Consider the following 19,468-nt stretch of genomic DNA (forward strand, 5'->3'; position numbering starts at 1 on the left):
AAGGTCATACCGCGCCTGATCCCGGGACGGTCGCCCGACCGGGATGGGGAAACTCTTGGGCACACTGCCCCGGTGACGACGTCCACGTTAGACGCCAACCGAAGAGCCGGCTCCCTCCGCTGACCACCGTCATGACCGGCGTTCCCGTAAGAAGAGCTGCAGGAAGTATCACCGCAGGAAAGATGGGGTGGATGAAAAGAAAAGGGCACCGGCCAAAATGGTCGATGCCCTTTGAAATTTCAGGATGGCTGCATCAGGCGGCGGGCGTCTCCGCATCGCCCACACCCGCAGCTTTCGCCGCTTCCTGCGCCTCGCGCTTGGCCTGCTCGCGAGCGCGCGACCGCTCGATGCGGCGGCACAGGATGATCGAGATCTCGTAAAGAAGGATCGTCGGCAGCGCGAGGCCGATCTGGCTGACCGGATCTGGCGGTGTAATGACGGCGGCAACCACGAACGCAAGGACGATTGCCCATTTGCGCTTGTCGGCCAGAGCCTGGGCCGACAAAAGCCCCACCCGAGCGAGCAGCGTGGTGACAACCGGCAGCTGGAACACCAGACCAAAGGCCAGGACCAGCGTCATGATCAGGCTGAGATATTCCGACACACGGGGAAGAAGCGAAATCTGGATTTCCTGCTCTGGCCCGACCTGCTGCATCGCGAGGAAGAACCACATCACCATCGGCGTGAAGAAGAAGTAGACCATCGCCGCACCCATCAGGAACAGGATGGGCGACGCGATCAGGAATGGCAGAAACGCCATGCGTTCATTGGTGTAGAGGCCCGGCGCGACGAACTTGTAAATCTGTGTCGCGATCATCGGGAACGCCAGAATCAGGCCGCCAAACATGCCGAGCTTGATCTGCGTGAAGAAAAATTCCTGCGGCGCCGTGTAGATCAGGTCGACGCGTGTGTCGCCCATGCCGGCCCAGACGGTCGCCCACTGAAACGGCAGGACGAGAAAGTTGAAGATCTGCTTGGCGAAATAGAAGCAGATGAGAAAGGCGACAAAAAAGCCACCAAGCGCCCAGATCAGCCTGCTGCGCAGCTCGATAAGGTGATCGAGCAGCGGTGCGGACGACTTGTCGATCTCGTCGACTTCGGGTTTGCTCACGCTACGTCTCCGCCTGTCTTCTTGCTGGATGCACGCGGCTTTGGCGCGGCTTTTGGCTTGGCAACCGCCTTGTCTTTCGGTGCAGCAGCGGCTTTGGCGCGAGGCGTTGCTGTCACCTTGGACTTGGTGTCTGCCGGAGCTTTCTTTGCGGCCCTGGCAGGCTTTGCTGCCAAGGAAGGCGCTGCAGTGGCATTGCCAGGGATCGGCGCAGGGCCGACCTTGGCCGGCTCCACCGGAGCCGCAGGTGCATCAGCCGATGCAACCTCAGGGTCGGGAGCGGGCTCGGCCTTTGGCTGCATTGCCGCATCCAGACCTGCCCGCACATCCTTTGCCGCCTGCTCCATGGGCGCGAGCGCCTTGCGGATCTCGTTCTTGGGGTTGAGCGCGCGAACGTCGTCGGCGACCTTCTTCAGATCGTCGAGTTCGGCTTCCTTGAGAGCCTCGTCAAATTGCTTGCGAAAATCGTTCGCCATGACGCGCAACTTGCTGGTCGTCTTGCCGAACGTACGCAGCATGCCGGGCAGCTCTTTGGGACCGACAACCACGATTATGACAATCGCGATCACCAGCATTTCGCCCCAGCCGATGTCTAACATCGCTTCTCAACTCCAAGGCAGACAGATCAGACACGCTCGCGTGCGTTTCAGGAGGGCTTGCTCGCCTTGTCCTTGGACTGGACGACCGCTTCATCGGTGCGGTGCTCGACGGTCTTTGCCGCCTCCGCCTCGTCCTCGTCGCTCATGCCCTTCTTGAAGCTCTTGATGCCCTTGGCCATATCGCCCATCAGCTCCGGAATCTTGCCACGTCCGAACAGAAGCAGGACGACAACCAGGACGATGAGCCAGTGCCAGATCGAGAAAGTACCCATTTCAATCTCTTTCGAATGTTTCCCGCAGTCGTTTTGCCACGACTCCGATTGTTGACTTATGCGCTTTCGCCTGTCTTTTCAAACACAAGCACATCGGATGGTCTTACCGTGAGCCAAATTTCCCGATGATGAGAGGACAAAGCGCCGCATCTGACGCGCGCGCGTATATTTTTCTCCACCCCCGGAACTGCCAGCTCGAGCAATTCCACAACCCCCAAGAAACGGCGTGATACCACTCTCGCGGGGATTTCGCCATGCGTATCGGAGACATCGAATGCCGACAGACGCATGGCAACCGACGCAAGAGAGCCATTTGTGACGGCTGGAGCCGGAAACCGACCGAGCGGCGTTTCAGCATGACCATCGGTCACGCGGGCAGTGAAGACGTTCAGTTCCGAGAAAAAGCCAGCCGCGAACAGGGTTGCGGGATTGTTGTACAATTCATGGCCTGTCGCCAACTGAACCAGCCTGCCCTCGTTGAGCAACGCGATCCTGTCCGCCATTCGCATGGCTTCTTCAGCATCATGCGTGACGACTATGGCCGTAGCGCGGCTTTGACGCAAAATCGATAAAGTGTCGGCACGGACAGAGTCCTTCAGCCGCGAATCAAGACCGGAAAATGGCTCATCCATCAGCAGTACCGCAGGCCTTGGCGCGATGGCACGCGCCAGTGCGACACGCTGCTGCTGCCCGCCAGAAAGGATATTCGGAAAGGCGTTGGCATATTGCGCGAGCCCAACACGTTCCAGCGATATCATCGCTTCCCGGCGCGCTTCTTCCTTTGAAAGCGCCGTCAGGCCGAAGCGGACATTGTCGAGAATGCTCAGATGCGGAAACAGGGCATAGTCCTGAAAGACCAGTCCAACGGAGCGCTGCTCTGGCGGGAGAAACACGTCCGGACCGGAGATCTTGCGCTCGTTGAGAAAGACCGCACCACTGGTCTGGCGTTCAATGCCGGCGGCGATGCGCAGAAGCGTCGTCTTACCCGAGCCGGATGGGCCAAGAAGACAAAGCACCTCCCCCGGTTCCGCCGCGAGAGAAATATCGCGCAATGTCGGCAGGCCGGGTCTGAATTCGTGTCCAACGCGGTCGAACGACAGCCGAGCGGCAAAAGAGACGCCTGCGGTGACCGTCGTGGCCGAGCCTACTGCCATTACTTCATTGCCTCCAAATTCCTTGCCGCGGTTTCAAAGCGCATCGCGATCTTCCGGATTCGCTTGCGGGCCTGAAACCCTTGTAGTCGCGCATATCTTCATCCTGAGACCGGTTTTCACGTTCGGGAGACATGCTTTAGCTGCTGTAACAGGCCCGACGCAACAAGCATTGGCTGTTCGTCATCAATCGTCGTTGATGCGGGGGGTGAGCAAGCCGAGCTCCTCAAGATCGATGTCGGTCAGCGGTTCCTCGTCATCGCCGAACAGATCAGGATCGGCAGGTGGCTGAGGCATGACGAAACTCGACGGCATGCGCGACGATAAAAGCCCGGCACCTTTCAACTCGTCCATTCCCGGCAGATCGCGGATCTCTTCAAGTCCGAAATGGTCGAGGAAAGTGTCGGTCGTGCCATAGGTGACAGGGCGGCCCGGTGTGCGGCGCCTGCCCCGCATCCGTATCCAGGCACTTTCCATCAATGTGTCGATGGTGCCCTTGGACGTCTCCACGCCGCGTATCTCTTCGATCTCGGCGCGGGTGACAGGTTGATGATAGGCAATGATCGCCAGAACTTCGAGGGCGGCGCGCGAAAGCTTCTTCTGCTGGACGGAATCGCGGCTCATCAGGAACGCCAGATCGCCCGCCGTGCGAAATGCCCAGGCATCGGCGACCCTGACAAGGTTCACGCCCCGCCGCTCATACTGCCGCTGAATTTCAGCCATCACGGCATCGACATCGACGCCATCGGGCAGGCGTTGCGCGAGAGCCTTCCGCGAAACGGGCTCGGCAGCGGCGAAGACGATAGCTTCAGCCATCCGCACAGCTTCCATCATGTCGAACGCAGGGGTGTCGACGCCGGTGTCTTCGCTGTCAGCCCCATCGAGCACGAAGGGCACCACATTTGCGCCGCTCTCACTCATGGATCGTCTCTGCCTCACGCGATGCCGGACGCAGATAGATGGGCGCGAACGCCTTGTCCTGACGCACCTCCAGCTTGCCCTCCCTGACAAGCTCCAGACTGGCGGCAAACGAGCTGGCAATCGCCGTGACACGGTCTTCGGGTGACGAAATATAGCGCAGCAGGAACATGTCGAGCGCGGTCCAGTCGCCAACATCACCGATGAGGCGCGACAACACTTCCCGAGCGTCCTTGAGGGACCACACGCCACGTCTGGCGATGTGAACATTGGTCACAGCCTGGCGCTGGCGCAGCGAAGCATAGGCGGTGAGAAGATCGTAGAGCGAGGCGGAGTATTCGTTGTGACGCTCGACAATGACCGTTTCCGGCATGCCGCGCGCGAAGACGTCACGTCCCAGGCGGTTGCGGTTGACGAGCCGCGCTGCGGCGTCACGCATCGCCTCAAGACGGCGCAGACGGAACTGCAGCACCGCCGCCATCTCTTCGCCGCTCTGCTCACCATCGGCAGTCGGACGCGGAATGAGCAGGCGGGATTTGAAATAGGCCAGCCATGCCGCCATTACGAGATAGTCGGCGGCCAGTTCCAGCCGGAGGCGCTGTGCGCGATCGATGAAGGCAATATATTGCTCGACCAGCGCAAGCACGGAAATACGCGACAGATCGACCTTCTGGGCCCGTGCAAGATGCAACAAAAGGTCGAGCGGGCCTTCGAAGCCTTCGACATCGACGACGAGCGAGGGCTCCGACAGGCCGCGTTCCTCATCGGAACCGTCCCACAGCGCGTCCATTGGCGTGGACTTTGCGTCGGATGCTGCGTTCAAGCTGATGTCCTTAGGCGACAGCCTCCATCAGAGAGGCGAATTCGTTCCTGACCTGTACTTCATCTGCGTCGTCGCGCATGCCGAGCCCGATGACTGCCTTCTGGGCCCGCTCAAGCGCCCTGCCCGACAGCACCGGCGCGCGCGCCGCAACAGCGCGCATTTCGTCCATCAGGCCATTGCAATGAAGAACGACATCGCATCCGGCTGCAAGGATCGCATCCGTTCGCGAGGCGAAATCCCCAGAAAGCGCCTTCATCGAGACGTCATCGCTCATCAAAAGGCCGTCAAAGCCCAGTTCTCCCCGAATGATGTGATCCACGGCGTGACGCGATGTGGTGGCCGGATTGTCCTTGTCGATGGCAGTGTAGACCACATGGGCGGTCATCGCCATCGGGGCATCGGCCAGCGCCGCAAAGGGCGGAAAGTCATGCGCGCGCAGTTCGTCAAGCGAAGCTTCCACCACGGGGAGATGATGGTGGCTGTCGGCGAAAGCCCTGCCATGGCCCGGAATGTGCTTGATGACCGGCAGGACGCCGCCATCCTGCAGCCCCTGCATCGCGGCCCTGCCCATCGCCGCAACGATGGCAGGCGTCTTGCCGTATGCACGGTTGCCGATCACGTCGTGGGCACCCTCAACGGGCACGTCGAGAACCGGCAGGCAGTCCGCATTGATGCCGTAGGACAAGAGATCGAAGGCGTGCAGCCGCGACATCAGCCATGCGGCGCGCAAGCCAGCCTCACGGTCGTGCTGATAGAGCGCACCGAGCGCGGCGCCGGACGGATAGTCCGGAGCCATCGGCGGACGAAGGCGCTGAACCCGGCCACCTTCCTGATCGATAAAGATCGGGGCGTCAGGCTGGCCGACGCAATCGCGCATTTCTGCCGCAAGATCGCGCAACTGGTCAGGCTCGGCGATGTTTCGGGCAAAGACAATAAAGCCCCATGGACGTTCGCCACGGAAGAAGGCTTTTTCATCTTCTGTCAGAGACAGGCCGGAACTACCGAGAATAAGTGCTTTGGATGCTGATTCGCTCATCTGCTCATCTTAGCCTGTAGACGGAATTTTCGCATCTCGTGATGCGACAGGACCGCCCTGCCAGCAAAGGCAGCAGCGGTCCTGAAGAACGAGTGCTTCTCATAGGATAACGCGATCAGCGCGACACGAAGCAGCTGCCGCCAGCCGACTTGTAGCGGGTGCAGAGCTGGATCGCTTCGTCGCGGCTCGCCGCCGGAATCCTGACACGGTAATAGGTGCCCATGCCCTGAATGTCGGCGCGAACGATGTTGACACCACGCCCCTGCAACACGCTGCCATAACGACGCGCCAGATCCTGATAGGCGGCCTGAGCGCCCTCGGCAGTCGGCTGCGATGCAACCTGCATCGACCATTCGCTGGTGGCTCCCGAAACAGGCGCAGCTGCAGCTGGTGCGGAAACCGGCGTTGCTGGTGCCTGCTGCTGGACCGGAGCCGGGGATGGCGCGGCGGCGGGTGCCTGCGCAACGCTGGTTTGCGGTGCAACGCGAGGCGTCGGGACAACCGAAACGCTTTCCGGTGTGTTGACGACCGGGCCATCATCCTGAGACGCAGCCTGATCCATGCCCGGAACTTCACCCAGCGGGGGAACCGGAGTAGTTGGCTGACCAAGCACCGTTTCCTGCGGTTGCTGGACAACGGGTTCAGATACTTCAGGCGCGATTTCCTCACGCGGAACCATCGTGCCATCCGGACGCACGACCATGGTGCGCACACGGCGCGGCGCGACTGCGGCCAGATCTTCGGGTGTTCCCGCAACGCCCGGCTCGGCTTCCGGCAGAATACGGTCCTCGGACTTGGCAAGGCCTTCGATCGTGTCTTCGCCGTCCACGCCGGAGCTGAACGAAGGCGGCAGAATCTCCGCGTCTTCGACCTGAGCCGTCACGTCGATCGGCTCTTCCGTATTGGCAATCAGGCGCTCCTGGCCGGGAGCCGCCGTCGGCCCACCTTCCGTCACGCGCTGATAGACCTGGCTGTCCTGATTGGGAACCGTCGCGCCACCTGGATTTTCCGGGCGAACCTTCATCGGATCGTTATCGGCACGGACAATCGCAGGGCTATCCGAACCGCCCCCAAACAGCGACATCGCGTAGAGACCCGCGCCACCGACGACAGCGACACCGAGAACCGCTGCCGCGATCATCACACCACGACGATGCGACGGTGGCGAAGCGCGGTCCTCATAAGAGGCCATGCCGATCGCCTGCTCCAGATCGGTCTCATAGTCGAAACCGTCGTCAGCAAGCGCCGTGTTTGGCGTCCACTGTCCCGAATCCTGGGTGGCGTCGTCCTGCTGCTGGTCCGCGAAGCTATTGCTGCCAGCGCCGCCCGCATAGGCATGGGACGCAGCTGCGGCAGTCACCGCCGCGGCAGCAGCCGGAACCGCCGCTGCGCTCCAGCTTGCAGGCTCTTCTGCAGCGGGATCTGCGGCATGTCCGCCAAACGCTTGCGAGATTTCGCTCTCAAGATCGTCGAAAAGCAGAGGCTCTTCGTCGCCATAATCAGCTTCAGGGATTTCGAGGTCGTCGAACAGCGGCTGAACGGCCTCGACCACGTCGACAGTCTCGATCTCCGGCATTTCCTCACGTGTCGCCGCATGGGCCGGGAATGCCGCGTAAGAGGCGGCAGCGCTCATCGTCGGCTGCTCCGGCTGAAGCTCCGGAAAGGCCGAGGGCGCGCTGGCTGCCGCCGGATAGGCGGAGCCGCTTGCAAAAGCGGTGTCGCGTTGATCTGCCGACGAGCTCCACGAAGGCGAAGTAGCGGTCGCGTAGGATGGCGTTACCTCACTTGCAGCGTAGGAGAACGCCGGCTCCGGCTCGGTAACCTCACCCAAGTCAGGTTCGAAATCAGCCTCGAAGAAATTGGCGAACTCGTCATCAAGAGACGATTCAACTTCGGGCTCGACATGAGACGCTGCCGGAACTGGCGCCGGCTCGAACGAGATTGGCTCGCCGACTGGCTCGGGCTCTTCCATTGCCGGAACATCAAAGTCGAAATCGCTTTCGTCGAGAGCGAACGGCTCGACATCTTCGACAACAGGCTCGTTTACCGGTTCAAAGGCAGGAGCTGGCGCATCCACCGCCTCGCGATAAGGCTCTTCGGCGCGCGGCGAAATGAAATTAGCGCGGCCATAGGTGTTGGTCGGCGCGCTGAATGCCGGCTCGGTCCTAACTGCTGGAATGATTGAATCTTCGGCCAGCAACGCCGCCAGTTCGTCTTCCAGCGTGTCGGGTTCTTCGACAGGGACCGGAGCAACCACAGGCTCAGGCTCCCATGTGGAAGCCTCAATTTCAGCCACCGGCTCCTCTTGCCACGACACAGTCTCGGCCTCGGCAACGGGCGCAACTTCATAGGTTGGTTCCGCGCTCGTCATTTCGCCCTGCAGGGCGCGTGCAAGCTCGGCATCGAGATCAAATTCGCCAGTTGCGGGCTCGGGCTGTTCCGACAAGGGCTGCGTTGCGACAGCCTCGACAGGGTCGGGCTCCCATGCGGGCACGGACGTTTCTTCAACCGCCGCAACTGCATCCCATGACTGCGCCGCCATCGCAGGCTCGGCCGCATAGTCTGGCTCGACTTCATAGGCAGGCTCGGCGGCCACGTTCATTTCCGCAGCGAGCGCAAGACCAAGATCGGCGTCGAGGTCAATTTCGGCCTCCACCGGATCATCCGAATAGGATTCCAGCTGCGGAGAAACATCAGCGACGACGACTTCAGGCTCATGATAGGCGGTTGCTTGCGCCTCGATGGAGAAAGTCGGCTCTTCCGGCGCAAAATCCTCAACCTCTGACGGAAGATTGAATGCTTCGAACTCAGCCTCCAGCAATTCCTCAACGCGAAGATCGATTTCGTCCCGCGCATCTGCCTGCGCAGGCTCATAGGCCGACGAAGCATAGTCGGGCTCAGGCTCAACCGCAGGAGCGTAGGCTGTCTGCTGATATGCGGTCGACTGATCTGAATAGCTGGTTTCGTAGCGCGCGGAGACGGGCTCTGGCGCTGCATAGGATTGCGGCGACGACGATGTGACCTCAACGGATGCCTGCGGCTGGTCGAACTCATCGAATTCGAAATCGCCCATCAGCTCTTTTTCAAGATCGATATCGAAGTCGCCCGCAAACGAATCGCGCTCGACCGCCGTCGGGCTGACAGCGGACGCTTGCTGCGCGGCGCTGCCCGCCTCGCCACGCGGGTCATGCCCCATGATTCTGGTCAGTTCAGCAAACGGATCGTTTTCAGCAAAGCCAAAATCGTCACGTCGGGTCTGATTGTTGTCTGCCATGGTATTTTTCCCGCACTCACACTCGGTCGGACGCCGGCGACGTCACATAGGTTCGGCCCTACCAGCGTATTGTGGGTAAAAGGTGACAGGAATCACGCGTAGTTTAGCGCATCTCGGCTGGAGCATCAGCCCCGACCAGCGCCAACCCAGACGACAATACGTCCGAAACGGCCTGCACCAAACCCAGTCTGGCGTGGGTCAATTCTGGCTCGTTAACCTTAATAAAGCGTAAGTCGTGGTTCTCAGATCCCCGGTTCCAGTGCGAATGGAAGGTCTGCGCGAGATCGTACAGGTAGAACGCCAGACGATGCGGCTCCATCGACTGCGCAGCCGACTCAATAAGGCGCGGATATTCAGCCAGCTTGCGAATGATCGACAGCTCGCCCTCATCCGTGAGCAAGTGCGCCGCTGCCTTCATCGCCGAACGTGGCACGCTGGAGCTGCCCAACTGCTCGTTGGCCTGGCGGAATACTGAATGGCAACGGGCCGACGCGTACTGGACGTAGAAGACCGGGTTGTCCTTCGACTGCTCGGTCACCTTCGCGAAGTCGAAATCAAGCGGCTCGGTGCTCTTGCGATAGAGCATCATGAAGCGGATCGGGTCGCGCCCCACTTCGTCAACGACGTCGCGCAGGGTGACGAACTCGCCTGAACGCTTCGACATGCGCACCGGCTCGCCATCGCGGAACAGCTTGACCAGATTGCAAAGCAGAATAGTGACGTCGACAGCGCCGCCCGACAGAGCCTTGCCCAGCGCTTCCATGCGCTTGACATAGCCGCCGTGGTCAGCGCCGAGAATGAAGATCAGCTGCTCGAAATCGCGCTCGATCTTGTCCTTCATGTAGGCAACGTCGGCGGCGAAATAGGTGTAGGCCCCGTCAGACTTCATCAGCGGGCGGTCCATGTCGTCGCCAACATCGGTGGACCGGAACAGGGTCTGCTCGCGGTCTTCCCAGTCGTCGCTCTTCTCACCCTTCGGAGGCGGCAGCTTGCCCTTGTAGACATGGCCCTTGAGGGTCAGATCGTTGATAGCCGTGCGAATGGCGCTGGCGTTGTTGGCATGGAGCGTGCGCTCGGAGAAAAACACCTCGTGGCGAACATTGAGCGCGGCCAGATCCTCGCGGATCATCGCCATCATCGCGTCGATGGTGCGATCCTTGATCAGCGCCATGGCCTCTTCTTCAGGCATGGACAACAGCTTGGTGCCGAACTCGTCGGCCAGCGCCTTGCCAACCGGCACGAGGTAATCGCCGGGATAGAGGCCGGCCGGGATCTCGCCGATCTGTTCGCCCAGCGCTTCGCGGTAGCGCAGCATCACCGAACGCGACAAAACGTCGATCTGCGCGCCGGCGTCGTTGATGTAATATTCCTTGGTGACGTCGTAGCCGGCAAAACCCATGATATTGGCCAGCGCGTCGCCGACAACGGCGCCACGGCAATGGCCGACATGCATCGGGCCAGTCGGGTTGGCCGAAACGTACTCGACGTTGACCTTCTTGTTACCGCCAACCGTCGAATGACCATAATTTTCAGCGGCTTCTAGCATATCGCCAAGGCGGGCCTGCCAGAAACCGTCGGCCAGCCGCAGATTGACGAAGCCGGGCCCGGCAATCTCGACAGCGGCCACATCGGGATCGGAACGCAACGCCGCGGCCAGCTGCTCTGCGAGCGCGCGCGGATTTTGCCCGACGGACTTCGCCAAAACCATTGCCGCATTGGTCGCAAGGTCGCCATGGCTCGGATCGCGCGGCGGCTCGACGGCGACTCGGGTCAGATCAAGCTCTCCGCCCGCCTGTGGGACCAGGCCCAGCGTGCCGATTGCCTGCTCGATGCGCGACGCGAACTGCGCGAAAATATTCATGGTTGTTAATCCGATGGGGTTTGAAACCGCCCGAAAGGCCGCCAATTCGGCGCTGAACTAACCCAATTCGGGAGTCCGGTCAAACAGGCGGCGGTGTTCTTTCACCGCATAAGTGTCGGTCATGCCTGCAATGAAGTCTCCGACATCGCGCGCCTTGATGCGCTCGTCTGCACGATCCAGGCCTTCGCGCCAGCCTTCCGGCATGTCGCGCGGATTGGCAAAATAGCGCCCGAAAAGATCGCGGACGATCTGATCCGCGTTGCGTCGAACAGCCATGACATCCGGGTGGCGGTAGAGATTGGCGTAGAGAAACGCCTTCAGCTCCTTCTCGAGCGCAGCCATTTCATCCGAGAATGTGACGATGGTCTGTCCGGCATCGTGTACATCCTGCAAGGAGTTGGGCGCGAGCGCGGCAAGATTCGCACGCGAGTTGGTAATTACGTCCTCGACCATGGCAGTGATCTGCCTGCGCATCAGCTCATGGCCGGTGCGGACCGGATCGAGCGCCGGATAGCGCTCTCGGACCTGCGCAAGTATGCCGCCGGGAAGCGCGACATCCTCCAGCATGTCGAGCGTCAGAAGGCCGGAGCGCAAGCCATCATCAATGTCGTGGGTATTGTAGGCGATATCGTCGGCTATCGCCGCTGCCTGAGCTTCGATAGAGGCGAATTTTCCCAATTCGAGGTCAAACAGGCTGGAAAAGTTGAGAATCGTGGCGGGAACCGGGTCTTTCAACGCCCTGCCCTCGGAATCAACCAGCGGCCCATTGTGCTTGACCAGCCCCTCCAAGGTCTCCCAACTGAGATTGAGGCCGTCAAATTCGGCGTAGCGGCGCTCGACGCGCGTGACGATGCGCAGCGACTGGGCATTGTGATCGAACCCACCCCACGGCGCCATCATCTCGTCCAGCGCGTCCTCGCCAGTGTGACCGAACGGCGTGTGGCCGAAATCGTGCACAAGCGCGATGGCTTCGGCCAAATCCTCATCGACGCTGAGAGCGCGGGCCAATGCGCGCGCGATCTGCGACACCTCGATCGTATGGGTCAGGCGGGTGCGATAGTGATCGCCCTCATGAGCGATGAAGACCTGCGTCTTGTGCTTGAGGCGACGAAAAGCGGTGGAATGGATGATGCGGTCGCGGTCGCGCTGAAACGGCGTGCGGGTTGGGCTTTCAGGCTCCGGATAGAACCGACCACGGCTTCGGGACGGATCGCAGGCGTAGACTGCGCGCGGTCGATAGCCGAAGCCGATTCCGTCAAACGATGATGTCAGTTCCGTCACGTGAGGTCGGCCCCAAGATGTGCGGGCGTTGACTTGCCCCTGTCCACTTCATACCTATTGGATGAATGAGAAGGCAAGGTGACCGCCATGGGCGTCGATGCAAAGAATGACATGAAAACCGTCCAGCTGAGCGACGCTGCTGCCAAGCGGATCAAGGAGATCATCGCCAAGCAGCCTGACAAGATTGCGTTGCGCGTTTCGGTCGAAGGCGGCGGGTGTTCCGGGTTTTCCTATCAGATGGATCTGGTCGATAACCGCAACGACGACGACGTCGTCATCGAGAACGATGGCGCGTCGGTGTTCATCGACGATCTGTCGCTGGTTTATATGGGCGGATCAATCATCGATTTCGTCGACGATCTGATGGGCCAGTCCTTCCAGATCCGTAACCCCAACGCAGTTGCCTCGTGCGGTTGCGGAACGTCGTTCTCGATCTGATGAAAATCGTTACCTGGAATATTAACGGGGTCAAAGCCCGTATCGACGTGTTGCTGCACTGGCTTGAAGAGAGCCAGCCCGACATCGTGTGCCTGCAGGAAATCAAGTCCGTTGACGAAGGGTTTCCACGCCTCGAGATCGAAGCGATGGGATATCACATCGAAACACATGGCCAGAAAGGCTTCAACGGCGTCGCGATCCTATCCAAACTGCGATTTGACGAGGTCAATCGCGGCCTGCCCGGCGATGACGAAGACGAGCAGGCACGCTTCATCGAGGGCGTGATCTCCACGGATGGTGGTGTTTTACGCGTCGTCTCGCTCTACCTGCCCAACGGCAACCCGATCACTGAAGATCGCAAGTTTGGTTACAAGCTGCGCTGGATGGAGCGCCTCGAGCGCTGGGCGGCCGAGCGGCTGGCGCTGGAAGAACCGCTGGTGCTGGCCGGCGATTACAACGTCATCCCGCAGCCGATCGACGCACGGCAGCCGGAGCTTTGGGTGAACGACGCCCTCTATCAGCCAGAGAGCCGCGGCGCGTTGCGTCGCCTTGAATATCTCGGCTTCACCGAGGCGATTCGCACGGTGAGCGACGAGCAGATGTTCACGTTCTGGGATTATCAGGCGGGTGCGTGGCAGAAGAACAACGGCATCCGCATCGACCATCTGCTGCTGTCGCCGGAAGCCGCGAATCGTCTCGCTTCAGCCTCGATCGAAAAGCATGTGCGCGGCTGGGAAAAGCCGTCGGATCACGTGCCGGTGGCAGCGGAATTAGCTTTTAATTGAATGGGTTATGAAATCTTCTGCGCGTGATGGTCGAGTTCACGCGCAGGTGCCTGCTGTCCATCAAGCGACCACCTGACGAGTCTCGTTCCAGCAGAAATCAGTGGCCCTTGGCGATGATATCCTGGGCCAGCGCGATGGCGGTACGCCGGTCGCTTTCCTGAGCGAGCGCAAAAGCCTCTTCCTGCATGCCGCGTATCCACGGCTTGTCGCCCTTTTCCGCACGCTCGAGTGCTGCGGTCATCATGGCAAGACCGCGAACAGCGCGGCCGCTCTGGAACAGGAGGTTGCCAAGCAACGCCTGCGCTCCGGTGTGGCCCTTTTCGGCCGCTAGTTGGAGCCAGTTGCCGGCAAGCTGCACGCTTGCCTTGCCGCCAGCATCGCCCTGAAGGAACATCTTGCCGAGTTCGAATTGGGCCGACGGGTTGCCGAGATTGGCAGCTGTCCGCAGATAGTCCTGTGCGGTCTGCGGATCTGCGTGAATTGGGGTGCCGGGAATGCCTGTGCGCACATAGCCCGACAGCGCAACCAGCGCGTCGGCCACGTAGTTCTGCTCACGCGAACCGGGCTCAACGTCCTGCGAGGCGATCTCCTGGAAGAAACGGAACGCCTGATAATCGTTCTGGGCAACCCCGTCGCCTTCGGCATACATGCGTGCCAGCTTCCAGCGCGCGCCGATCTGTCCATTGTCAGCGGCATAGCGGTAGGCCTCGACCGCCTGCTCCTTCTGCCCGCTCTGGTAAGCGGAAAAGCCGAGACGAAAGGCCGCCCAAGGGTCGCGCTGCTTTTCGTTGGGATTACCAATAACCGACTGGTCGAGCGCGTGAGCGCTCTCGGCTGCAACTCCGAGCGCCCCTATGGCGACGGTGCAGACCAGACCAGTTCTAAGAAACTCCGAGATACTCATGATCCTGCGCTTCTCTCGCCCTGACCAGAGATGTCGTCATGAATCCGGATGCCATCGTCCGCCCGGTGGCGAAAAATATGTGGCAAACCCGAAGACATCACAGCGTTCATCTCAATCCTTGCCGCGGACGCCAGCGGCCTCTCTGTTTGGTTCGGCGCTCTCCGGCACCTTTGTTGTGTATACGAGGTAGCGACCTGTTTATGGCGGGAAGTGGGCACCCCCTCGATGCCGGGCACCATAGCCCAACTGATGTATAGAAAGTGTTGCTGAAACAGCACAAATGACAACGCCCGTGACTGGCACGGGCGTTGGGCAGATTTAGATACTGGCAGGGAAGCTGTGCCTATTCAGGCAGAATGCGTACCGCGCCCTTGTCAGCGCTGGACGCAAAGGCTGCATAGGCCTTCAACGCCGTCGTCACATTGCGCTTGCGCGGGGCAGCCGGCTTCCAGCCCAGCTTGTCCTGCTCGGCGCGGCGACGTGTGAGTTCTTCATCCGAGACCCGCAGATTGATCGTGCGGTTGGGGATGTCGATGTCGATCATGTCGCCATTGTGTACAAGACCGATCGCACCGCCCTGCGCCGCCTCAGGAGACGCGTGGCCGATCGACAGACCGGACGTGCCGCCGGAGAAGCGTCCATCAGTGAGCAGCGCGCAGGACGCGCCCAGCCCCTTCGACTTCAGATAGCTGGTCGGATAGAGCATCTCCTGCATGCCCGGACCGCCCTTCGGGCCTTCATAGCGAATGACAACGACGTCGCCAGCCTTCACCTCATTGCCGAGAATGCCCTTCACGGCGGCATCCTGGCTCTCGTAGACGATGGCAGGACCAGAGAAGACGAGAATCGACTCGTCGACGCCAGCGGTCTTCACCACGCAACCGTCGAGCGCGATGTTGCCTTCAAGGATTGCCAGACCGCCATCCTTCGAGAACGGATGCTCCACGGAGCGGATGACGCCATTTTCACCATCAGTGTCCAGCTCGTCCCAGCGGGCCTGCTGGCTGAACGCGGTCTGAGTCGGAACGCCACCCGGCGCCGCCTTGAAGAAATTATGGACGCTTTCGCTCTTCGTGCGGGTGATGTCCCAGCGGTCGATGGCGTCGCCCAATGTCGGAGCGTGAACCGTGGGAGTGTCACGGTGGATCAAACCACCGCGATCCAGTTCGCCAAGAATACGCATGATGCCGCCGGCGCGATGGACGTCTTCCATGTGCACGTCCGCCTTGGCGGGAGCGACCTTGGAAAGACACGGCACATTGCGCGACAGGGCATCAATATCCGCCATGGTGAATTCGATTTCACCTTCATGTGCCGCCGCCAGAATGTGCAACACGGTGTTTGTGGAGCCACCCATGGCGATATCGAGCGACATAGCGTTTTCAAATGCGCGCTTGTTGGCGACATTGCGCGGCAGCACGCTGTCGTCGTCCTGCTCATAGTAACGCTGGGCGATGTCGACGATCAGATGGCCGGCCTCGACGAACAGGCGGCGACGGTCGGCATGGGTTGCCAGCGTCGAGCCGTTACCGGGCAGCGACAGGCCAAGCGCTTCGGTCAGGCAGTTCATCGAATTGGCGGTGAACATGCCAGAGCACGAGCCGCAGGTCGGGCACGCCGAGCGCTCGATGGTGGCGACATCTTCATCGGACATGGTGTCATCGGCAGCTGCAACCATCGCGTCAACGAGATCGAGTGCCTGGGTGCGACCATGCAGGATCGCCTTGCCTGCTTCCATCGGACCGCCGGAAACAAACACCGACGGGATATTGAGACGCATGGCGGCATTGAGCATGCCGGGAGTGATCTTGTCGCAATTGGAAATGCAGACCATGGCGTCAGCGCAATGCGCGTTGACCATGTATTCGACCGAGTCCGCGATGATTTCGCGCGAGGGCAACGAATAAAGCATGCCGTCATGGCCCATCGCGATCCCATCATCGACCGCAATGGTATTGAATTCCTTCGCCACGCCACCCGCCGCCTCGATCTCCCGCGCGACGAGCTGGCCCAGATCCTTGAGGTGGACGTGGCCCGGCACGAACTGGGTAAACGAGTTAACCACCGCGATAATCGGCTTGCCGAAATCGCCATCCTTCATGCCTGTTGCGCGCCAGAGGCCGCGCGCCCCTGCCATGTTGCGACCGTGTGTGGTGGTTCTGGAGCGATAAGGAGGCATAGCGATTCCAGTCTCTTTCTCAGCTGAGGCGTGCTGACACCAGACGGTCCGCTACGTCAGCCCTTGTTATCTATATGCCTGCCGAAACCTCGTGCTGAGCCGGCGGCATTCCTGCCTACAGAATACCGGAACTGATCAAAAAAAGAAATGGACCGTACCGGCGGGTACTCCCCCGATACGGCCCATTCATTCGTCCGTCAATAGTCTCTTGACGTCAGGTCAGGCGCTACCTGCCTCGCCTTCGCTACCCTTGGCTTCGACTTTGTCAGCGTCCGAAGCTTCGGTCTCTTCCTTGATCAGGATCGAGGCGATGACGGAGCCGACAATCAGCAAGCCGACCACGCCGAGCGAAATCGCGGATGGGAGCTTGTACCAATGCTGAACCAGCATCTTGGCGCCAACGAAGATCAGCACCAGGGACAGACCGTGCTTGAGGAAGCGGAATTCGCGCATCATGCCCGAAAGCACAAAGAACAGGGCACGCAAGCCCATGATCGCGAACACGTTAGACGAGAAGACGATGAACGGATCATTCGAAATCGCCAGAACTGCCGGGATCGAATCGACCGCGAACACGAGGTCCGTGATCTCAACCGTTACCAGCACGAGGAACAACGGTGTCATGAACAGGACGCCATTGCGTCTCGTCAGGAACTTGGAGCCTTCATATTCCTCGGTGACGCGTCCGGTTGAACGCAGCCATTTCACGACGCGGCTATTGCCGGGGTCTGCCATTTCGTCGTCCGACGTCATCATCTTGTAGCCGGAGACCAGCAGCACGACGCCAAGAAGTGCGCCGACCCACCAGAACTGATCGACTAGCTTGACGCCAGGGACGATCAACGAAAGCCGCATGATGATTGCGCCGACGATGCCGTAGAACAGCACGCGGTATTGCGCCTCTTCGGGCACTTTGAAGTAGGCGAAAATCAACGCCATCACGAAAATATTGTCGAGAGACAGGGCCTGCTCGACAAGATAACCGGTCAGGAACTCAGAGCCGCGATCAGCGCCTTCAAAATAGAAGATCGAAGCTGCAAAAAGCATTGCCAGCGAAACGTAGCCGCCAACGGTCAGTAGCGCCTCGCGGGTGGAAATGACGTGGTCCTTTCGATGAAGGACGAACAAGTCAAAAAACAGGATCAGGGCGACGAACGCCAAGAATCCGGGCCAAAGCCATTCATGGTCAAACATGGTGAGAGTTTTCGGTAGCGCTGCGTTGGCGCGGCGTCGATCGGTCCGACATCACAGGCGACGCCTCGCCTGCCAGAGGGGCCCGGCCCGGGTGACAACCCCAAAATGAGGCACGTCCGGCACGATTTCAAGTAAAATCGCGCAAATATCAGCAGTATTCGCGAAACTTGATCCTGCAAAGACGTTCGGCAGGCTGGAACCCTCGCATAGAATTGAAAAACCCGGTCCAGCGATTTGCCAGACCGGGTTGCGTTCAAATAGCCCGCAGAGCGAACAAAATTAGAAGCCGAGCTTGTAGCCCAGGTTGAAGGCGTAGGCCCAATTTGCGCCAACCGCGTTGTTTTGTCCTGCCGGGTAGCGAGTCTCCGAAGCAGAGGTCAGGTAGGTAAAACCAAGACCGCCACGGAACTCACCGCCGATATTATCCTTCACCGAGCCGCCCAGAGAGAACGTCCAGGTATCGCTCGAGAGATCCCAGCCTGTACCAACGCCCTGATCCCAGCTTATGGCTGCCAGACCGGAAACACGCTCGTTGAAGGCGTGTCCGATACCACCCGAGACAGTCCAGCCATCTTTCCAGTTATAGGTGTCAGGCACAGCGCCTGTCAGCGGCGTTGTGACAACCAGAGCGCGCTGCACGCTCCAGTCGGTCCATTTGACCGAACCGAATGCAAGCCAGCCCGGCGCGATGCCGCTCTGAACCTTCAGTTCAACGCTTTGAGGAAGATTTCCAGTGCCGGTAGCAGCAACTGTCTGCGGACCACCTGCCATCGCAGGCAACCCAAGCGTAAAGTTGCCGTTCGCGCCATAGGATGTGCCGGAGCGGTACATCAACTGCGTGCGGAAAGCGATATCGGGAATTTCATACGCAACACCAAGACGGTAGCCGTAGTCCGTTCCGTTCAGACGCAGACCTGCGTCCACCAGCACGGGAACCGGCGCGCCGACCATTGGGCCGATATCGGCCAGCTGGGTGCGCTTGTAGTTGAACTGTTCGACGAAGCCGCCGCCAAGCAGGTGCAGATTTCCGCTGCCAACCTGGAAATTGACGGAGCATGTGAGCGCATATTCATCAACGCCCATGTTCTCGACCAGCTTGCCAGCCGTCGTCCGTCCTTCATAATTCGTGTCGCCGCCATGAGCCTGCACGTAGGTGCCAGCACAGGCAAGCTGATCCGCCAGCCTCGCCTTCACTGCGACGGAAGGCACAGTGTAACTCGACGTATAACTCTTGCCGACGAGAGCCGGGTCAGAGTGTACGGTAAACTTACGCGTCGGCACGACATGCGTCACACCAGCCCGCAGATCGAAATTGCTTTTCTCAAAAAGAATATCCGTATCTGCAGAACCGCGAGAAAAACCTCCGGCATGTGCAGTCGCCCCCGCCAACAGCACAATGCTGCCCGCGACGATTGCGAGAACTGGTTTCGATGTCATCTAGATCTCCCTCCAATGCCTGTGTTTCAAGGCACTCCAACCTGAAGTCTGCATGCAAAAAGAAAAAATGTGAAGACCCCTCACTGTTTTGAGGAACCCGCCATCGCAATTCATTGAGTTATCAAGCAAACAACGTCAAGCCGCCCGCAAATCTTGGTGCTCGCCAATAAAAAAGGCCGCTCAATGTGCGGCCTTTCAAGTTCTTGCT

16 protein-coding genes are annotated in these 19,468 nt (G+C 60.0%); 2 read left to right on the forward strand and 14 right to left on the reverse strand.

Going from position 1 to position 19,468, the window contains the following annotated elements; genetic code table 11:
• Window positions 1–253: 253 nt before the first annotated feature.
• The 10 genes from tatC to BMZ42_RS11360 all read right to left on the reverse strand — a co-directional run bounded on the left by tatC (window position 254) and on the right by BMZ42_RS11360 (window position 12,314).
• Complete coding sequence (gene tatC, locus BMZ42_RS11315) at window positions 254–1,111, reverse strand: twin-arginine translocase subunit TatC (protein WP_091522346.1); 858 nt, start codon at window positions 1,109–1,111, stop codon at window positions 254–256.
• Complete coding sequence (gene tatB / locus BMZ42_RS11320) at window positions 1,108–1,707, reverse strand: Sec-independent protein translocase protein TatB (RefSeq protein ID WP_091522348.1); 600 nt, start codon at window positions 1,705–1,707, stop codon at window positions 1,108–1,110. The genes tatC and tatB overlap by 4 nt, the downstream gene beginning before the upstream one ends.
• Before the next feature lie 47 nt (window positions 1,708–1,754).
• Complete coding sequence (locus BMZ42_RS11325) at window positions 1,755–1,979, reverse strand: twin-arginine translocase TatA/TatE family subunit (protein ID WP_091522350.1); 225 nt, start codon at window positions 1,977–1,979, stop codon at window positions 1,755–1,757.
• A 56-nt stretch (window positions 1,980–2,035) separates the two neighbouring features.
• Window positions 2,036–3,133: an ABC transporter ATP-binding protein gene (locus BMZ42_RS11330; protein ID WP_091522352.1), complete on the reverse strand. Its 1,098-nt coding sequence runs from the start codon at window positions 3,131–3,133 to the stop codon at window positions 2,036–2,038.
• Between the two features lie 183 nt (window positions 3,134–3,316).
• Window positions 3,317–4,051 carry an SMC-Scp complex subunit ScpB gene (gene scpB, locus BMZ42_RS11335; RefSeq protein ID WP_091522354.1) on the reverse strand — a complete coding sequence of 245 codons (735 nt, stop codon included), beginning with the start codon at window positions 4,049–4,051 and terminating at the stop codon, window positions 3,317–3,319.
• Window positions 4,044–4,838 carry a segregation and condensation protein A gene (locus tag BMZ42_RS11340; protein ID WP_091522357.1) on the reverse strand — a complete coding sequence of 265 codons (795 nt, stop codon included), beginning with the start codon at window positions 4,836–4,838 and terminating at the stop codon, window positions 4,044–4,046. Before BMZ42_RS11340 ends, scpB begins: the two co-directional genes overlap by 8 nt.
• A 43-nt stretch (window positions 4,839–4,881) precedes the next feature.
• Entirely contained in the window at window positions 4,882–5,907 is a 1,026-nt protein-coding gene (gene nagZ, locus BMZ42_RS11345) for a beta-N-acetylhexosaminidase (RefSeq protein ID WP_091522360.1), read from the reverse strand.
• A 115-nt stretch (window positions 5,908–6,022) separates the two neighbouring features.
• Entirely contained in the window at window positions 6,023–9,181 is a 3,159-nt protein-coding gene (locus tag BMZ42_RS11350; protein ID WP_091522363.1) for an SPOR domain-containing protein, read from the reverse strand.
• Between the two features lie 103 nt (window positions 9,182–9,284).
• Window positions 9,285–11,042, reverse strand: a complete 1,758-nt coding sequence (gene argS / locus BMZ42_RS11355) for an arginine--tRNA ligase (protein WP_091522366.1) — start codon at window positions 11,040–11,042, stop codon at window positions 9,285–9,287.
• A 57-nt stretch (window positions 11,043–11,099) separates the two neighbouring features.
• Complete coding sequence (locus tag BMZ42_RS11360) at window positions 11,100–12,314, reverse strand: deoxyguanosinetriphosphate triphosphohydrolase (RefSeq protein WP_091522527.1); 1,215 nt, start codon at window positions 12,312–12,314, stop codon at window positions 11,100–11,102.
• Between the two features lie 96 nt (window positions 12,315–12,410).
• Here BMZ42_RS11360 and erpA point away from each other — a divergent pair, with 96 nt between their 5' ends.
• Complete coding sequence (gene erpA, locus BMZ42_RS11365) at window positions 12,411–12,761, forward strand: iron-sulfur cluster insertion protein ErpA (RefSeq protein WP_091522369.1); 351 nt, start codon at window positions 12,411–12,413, stop codon at window positions 12,759–12,761.
• Window positions 12,761–13,546: an exodeoxyribonuclease III gene (gene xth / locus BMZ42_RS11370; RefSeq protein WP_091522371.1), complete on the forward strand. Its 786-nt coding sequence runs from the start codon at window positions 12,761–12,763 to the stop codon at window positions 13,544–13,546. The genes erpA and xth overlap by 1 nt, the downstream gene beginning before the upstream one ends.
• A gap of 97 nt (window positions 13,547–13,643) precedes the next feature.
• Here the strand turns inward: xth and BMZ42_RS11375 are convergent, their stop codons facing one another.
• The 4 genes from BMZ42_RS11375 to BMZ42_RS11390 all read right to left on the reverse strand — a co-directional run bounded on the left by BMZ42_RS11375 (window position 13,644) and on the right by BMZ42_RS11390 (window position 19,260).
• Window positions 13,644–14,450 (reverse strand): tetratricopeptide repeat protein, encoded by an 807-nt coding sequence (locus tag BMZ42_RS11375; protein WP_091522373.1) that lies wholly within the window; start codon window positions 14,448–14,450, stop codon window positions 13,644–13,646.
• A 343-nt stretch (window positions 14,451–14,793) separates the two neighbouring features.
• On the reverse strand, window positions 14,794–16,629 hold the full coding sequence (gene ilvD / locus BMZ42_RS11380) for a dihydroxy-acid dehydratase (protein ID WP_091522375.1): 1,836 nt from the start codon (window positions 16,627–16,629) through the stop codon (window positions 14,794–14,796).
• 219 nt (window positions 16,630–16,848) lie between these two features.
• Window positions 16,849–17,823 carry a TerC family protein gene (locus tag BMZ42_RS11385; protein WP_091522377.1) on the reverse strand — a complete coding sequence of 325 codons (975 nt, stop codon included), beginning with the start codon at window positions 17,821–17,823 and terminating at the stop codon, window positions 16,849–16,851.
• 279 nt (window positions 17,824–18,102) lie between these two features.
• The gene (locus BMZ42_RS11390; RefSeq protein WP_091522379.1) at window positions 18,103–19,260 is read right to left on the reverse strand and encodes an OmpP1/FadL family transporter; all 1,158 of its coding nucleotides are present in this window, start codon (window positions 19,258–19,260) and stop codon (window positions 18,103–18,105) included.
• Window positions 19,261–19,468 lie beyond the last annotated feature (208 nt).

It is taken from the genome of Aquamicrobium aerolatum DSM 21857 (genome assembly GCF_900113935.1).
GTDB lineage: Bacteria > Pseudomonadota > Alphaproteobacteria > Rhizobiales > Rhizobiaceae > Aerobium > Aerobium aerolatum.